Annotated in this window: 5 protein-coding genes; all 5 read left to right on the forward strand. The window is 47.6% G+C overall.

The genetic code is table 11. From position 1 onward, the window contains the following. On the forward strand, nt 1-1,219 hold a 1,219-nt coding region (locus HKN88_06955; GenBank protein ID NNC97795.1), incomplete at its 5' end, for an ATP-grasp domain-containing protein. A 58-nt stretch (nt 1,220-1,277) separates the two neighbouring features. Next, entirely contained in the window at nt 1,278-1,754 is a 477-nt protein-coding gene (gene greA, locus HKN88_06960; protein ID NNC97796.1) for a transcription elongation factor GreA, read from the forward strand. Beyond that, nucleotides 1,702-1,977, forward strand: coding sequence for a DUF1653 domain-containing protein (locus HKN88_06965; GenBank protein ID NNC97797.1), 276 nt, complete (start codon nt 1,702-1,704; stop codon nt 1,975-1,977). Before greA ends, HKN88_06965 begins: the two co-directional genes overlap by 53 nt. 12 nt (nt 1,978-1,989) lie before the next feature. Then, on the forward strand, nt 1,990-2,835 hold the full coding sequence (locus HKN88_06970) for a MoxR family ATPase (protein ID NNC97798.1): 846 nt from the start codon (nt 1,990-1,992) through the stop codon (nt 2,833-2,835). A 170-nt stretch (nt 2,836-3,005) separates the two neighbouring features. After that, nucleotides 3,006-4,193, forward strand: a complete 1,188-nt coding sequence (locus HKN88_06975; protein ID NNC97799.1) for a VWA domain-containing protein — start codon at nt 3,006-3,008, stop codon at nt 4,191-4,193. Nucleotides 4,194-4,464: the final 271 nt, after the last annotated feature.

Here is a 4,464-nt window from a genome sequence, read left to right on the forward strand (position 1 = left end):
TGACGCTGCCGAAGATCGTAAACGTTTCCAGGCGCTTGCCAACAAACTGGAGATCAAACAACCACCAAACGATATTGCCTCAACCCCCGAAGAAGCGGTTGAGCGCGCCAAAGAAGTGGGCTACCCGCTGGTGGTACGCCCGTCTTATGTTCTGGGCGGTCGCGGCATGGAGATCGTGTATTCGGAAAAAGATCTAAAAGACTATCTCAAAGGCAATGAAGGCTTCAATGAAAGTGGACCATTGCTGCTGGATCGTTTTCTGGATATGGCCATTGAGGTCGATGTGGACGCCGTTTGTGATGGTCAGGACGTATTGATCGGCGGGGTTATGGAACACATCGAACAGGCGGGTGTGCACTCGGGAGACTCGGCGTGTTCATTGCCGGCGCATTCTTTGTCGCCAAGTATTATTGAGCGAATGAATCAGATGGTCACCGACTTTGCCCTTGAGCTTAATGTGGTTGGTTTGATGAATACCCAATTCGCGATCCAGGGTGAAGAAATATACGTCCTGGAAGTGAATCCTCGTGCTTCGCGCTCGGCACCTTTTGTGTCCAAGGCCACCGGACAAGCCCTCGCCAAGATCGGGGCACGCTGTATGGCTGGCATCAGTTTGGCCGAACAGGGCGAGACCAAATCAGTTATACCACCGTACTATTCAGTCAAAGTATCGGTGTTTCCATTCGGAAAATTCCCGGAAGCCGATCCGATCCTGGGTCCGGAAATGAAATCCACCGGTGAAGTGATGGGTGTGGGTGCAACCTTTGCTGAAGGCTACGCCAAGGCCCAACTCGGTGGTGGTGCAACAATTCCCACTGAGGGTACGGCATTCATCAGTGTGCGAGACCGCGACAAGCCGCGTGCTGCCGTGCTGGCCAGAAATCTGATCGATAAGGGCTTTAAAATTGTGGCAACCGGTGGCACGGCGGATTACCTGGATGAGCAAGGACTGGAGTGTAAACGCATCAATAAAGTCCACGAAGGCCAGCCGCACATTGTGGATATGATCAAAAATGACGAGATCGACCTGATCGTTAATACCACCGAGGGTAAAAAGTCTATTCGTGAATCCGAGACGATTCGTCGAGCGGCGGTGGTTGGCAAAGTGACTTACTACACCACCATGACTGCGGGTCTTGCGACCTGTGAAGCCATGGCGCATTTGCAAAATTACTCGGTCAATCAACTAAAAGACTTACACAAGCAAGCCATTGCGTAATAAAATAATCGTTTACTCCAAGTAGCCGCACGTTCCGGCCGATATTACGAGAGATACCATGGATCTAGTTCCGTTAACTGCACGCGGGGTTGAAAAACTGCGTGAAGAATTAAAATACCTTAAAAGCGTGAAACGCCCCGAGATCGTTGAAGCGATCGCAACGGCGCGTGAGCACGGTGATCTAAAAGAAAATGCCGAGTACCATGCCGCACGCGAACAGCAGAGTTTTAATGAAGGCCGCATACAACAACTCGAAGGCGAGTTGAGCAATTGTCAGATCATTGACGTCACCACTTTACCGAATAACGGCAAAGTGGTATTTGGCACGACTGTGGTTTTATACGATGAAGCAGCCGATGCCGAGGTGACTTACCGGATCGTGGGAGCCATCGAGGCCGATATTAAGCTAAACCAGATCTCTATCACCTCACCCATCGCAAGAGCTCTGATCGGGAAACAGGAGGGTGATGAAGCCGTGGTGGATGCGCCTAGTGGTAAAAAATATTACGAAGTCATTGAAGTTCGCTACGAGTAAAACATTGGAAGATCCGATAATAGCGCCAGGACGTTACAGACACTACAAGGGTAATGACTATCAAGTGATCGGAACAGCCACGCATTCCGAGTCCAATGAGATTGTGGTGGTTTATAAACCGCTGTATAACGACAGTGGGCTCTGGGTTCGACCAATCGACATGTTCCGCGAGAATGTTGAAGTAGAAGGCGAACAGATTCCACGTTTCCGGTTAATTAAATAAAACGAGATTATGATGAGATTTGAAGGTACAGAAAATTACGTTGCAACCGACGAGCTGAAAATTGCAGTGAATGCGTCGATCACATTACAGCGCCCCCTATTGGTTAAAGGCGAGCCAGGCACGGGCAAAACCATGTTGGCCGAAGAGATTGCCCGGGGTTTGGGTATGCCGATCTATCAATGGCACATCAAATCCACCACGCGTGCCCAACAAGGCTTGTATGAGTACGACGCGGTTTCACGTTTACGCGATTCACAGCTGGGTGTAGAAGGCGTTGAGAATGTCGCGAACTACATTAAAAAAGGTCCGTTGTGGCAGGCCTTTGAAGCGGATGAACAGCCCGTATTGTTGATCGACGAGATCGATAAAGCCGATATCGAATTTCCCAACGATCTATTGCGTGAGCTGGATCGCATGGAATTCTATGTGTACGAGACCCAGCAAGTCATTACACCAAAACATCGCCCGATCATAATCATCACCAGTAATAATGAAAAAGAATTGCCCGATGCGTTTTTGCGCCGTTGCTTTTTTCATTATATCCGCTTCCCGGATCATGAAGTCATGCAATCGATCGTTGACGTGCATTTTCCGGACATTAAAAAGAATTTACTCAAAGAAGCCCTGGAAATATTTTTCGAGATCCGTCAGGTGCCGGGCTTGCATAAAAAGCCATCCACTTCGGAATTGCTGGACTGGTTGAAATTATTGTTGGCTGAAGATATCCCGCTGGAAGTACTGCAAGCCAAAGACAGTAAAAATGCCATACCGGTTCTGCATGGCGCCTTGTTGAAGAATGAACAAGATGTGCATATGTTCGAGCGCTTGGCATTTATGTCGAGACGAAGAGGGCAGTAAATAGGTCATTGCGAGGAGTGAAACGACGCGGCAATCTCAGAAGGTTTGTGGAGTGCTAAATTGAATTCATCAGTAAAGTAACGAGATCGCCACGTCAGCAAAGCTGTCTCGCGATGACAAAGAGGATAGAACCGAATTACTGAACTCGATTCAGGATCTAATTAAGACAAATGTTGATCGATTTCTTTTTTACTTTACGCAATGGCGGTTTGCCGGTTTCGGTCACCGAGTATCTGGCCTTGATCGAAGGCCTGGAAAAACATGTTGCGCATGCCAGTATTGATGATTTTTATCATTTGTCGCGTACGGCCATGGTAAAAAAAGAATCCGATTACGATAAATTTGACCGCGCCTTTGGTGCTTATTTTGAAGGCCTTGAGTCGCTTGACGAATTGTTCAATAAATACGAGATTCCGGCCGACTGGCTGGAAAAACGGGCGGAACTGGGATTAAGCGACGAAGAGAAAAAACTCATTGAGTCTTTGGGTGGCTGGGAAAAACTCATGGAGGCACTCAAAGAACGTCTGGAGAATCAGGACAAGCGCCATCAAGGTGGCAACAAGAATATAGGTACCGCAGGACGTTCGCCTTTCGGAGCGTATGGCTACAATCCCGAGGGTGTGCGTATCGGTCAAAAAGAGTCCCGTCATCGGCGTGCCGTGAAAGTCTGGGACAAACGCGAGTTTCGTGGTCTGGATGACTCGGTCGAGATCGGAACGCGTAATATCAAGGTGGCTTTGAAACGCTTGCGTAAATTCACCCGTGAAGGTCATCTGGATGAACTGGATCTGGATAACACCATTTCCTCAACCGCAAAAAATGCCGGTTATCTGGATATTAAAATGCGTGCGGAAAAACGTAACCGCATCAATGTGTTGATCCTGTTTGATATTGGCGGGTCTATGGATGATCACATCAAGATCTGTGAAGAACTATTCTCAGCTGCTCGTTCAGAGCTCAAGCACATGGAATTCTATTATTTCCATAACTTCATTTACGAACGTTTGTGGAAAACGGAATTTCGTAAACGCACCGAGTACATCGATACCTTTGAGTTAATGCGTAAGTACGGAAAAGACTATAAACTCATTATTGTTGGCGACGCCACCATGAGCCCGTACGAGATCACCTATCCGGGTGCTTCGGTTGAGCACTACAATCAGGAAGCCGGTGCGGTGTGGTTGAACCGCCTGACCCAGCATTTCACGCACTCCATCTGGTTGAACCCGGTCCCGCTTTCACACTGGGGCTACACACCTTCTTTGGAGATAGCCAAAGAGCTAATGGAAGACCGCATGTATCCACTAACGCTGGAAGGTTTGACCAATGGCATGAAACGCTTAATGGTGAAGGGCTAGGGTCAATCAACAACGCATTACCGCAAAAACACTGCTTGGCAAGAAACTGCTTAAGCGAAAAATTAATTGCATGCCTTGCACTCAACACAGTTAGAAATTATGCTGATTTTGCCCAGTTGTTAATGTAAACTTTTTGGCGCAATGACTTTATATTGAAAACTGTCACTGTCGTAAACCTCAACTGACATATTAAGGAATTGAATATGAAGAATGAAGACATCGACCCAAAGATCTACGACTTTTACGATGAATATTGTCACGGCGTTATTGA

It is taken from the genome of Gammaproteobacteria bacterium (assembly GCA_013001575.1).
Lineage (GTDB): Bacteria > Pseudomonadota > Gammaproteobacteria > Steroidobacterales > JABDMI01 > JABDMI01.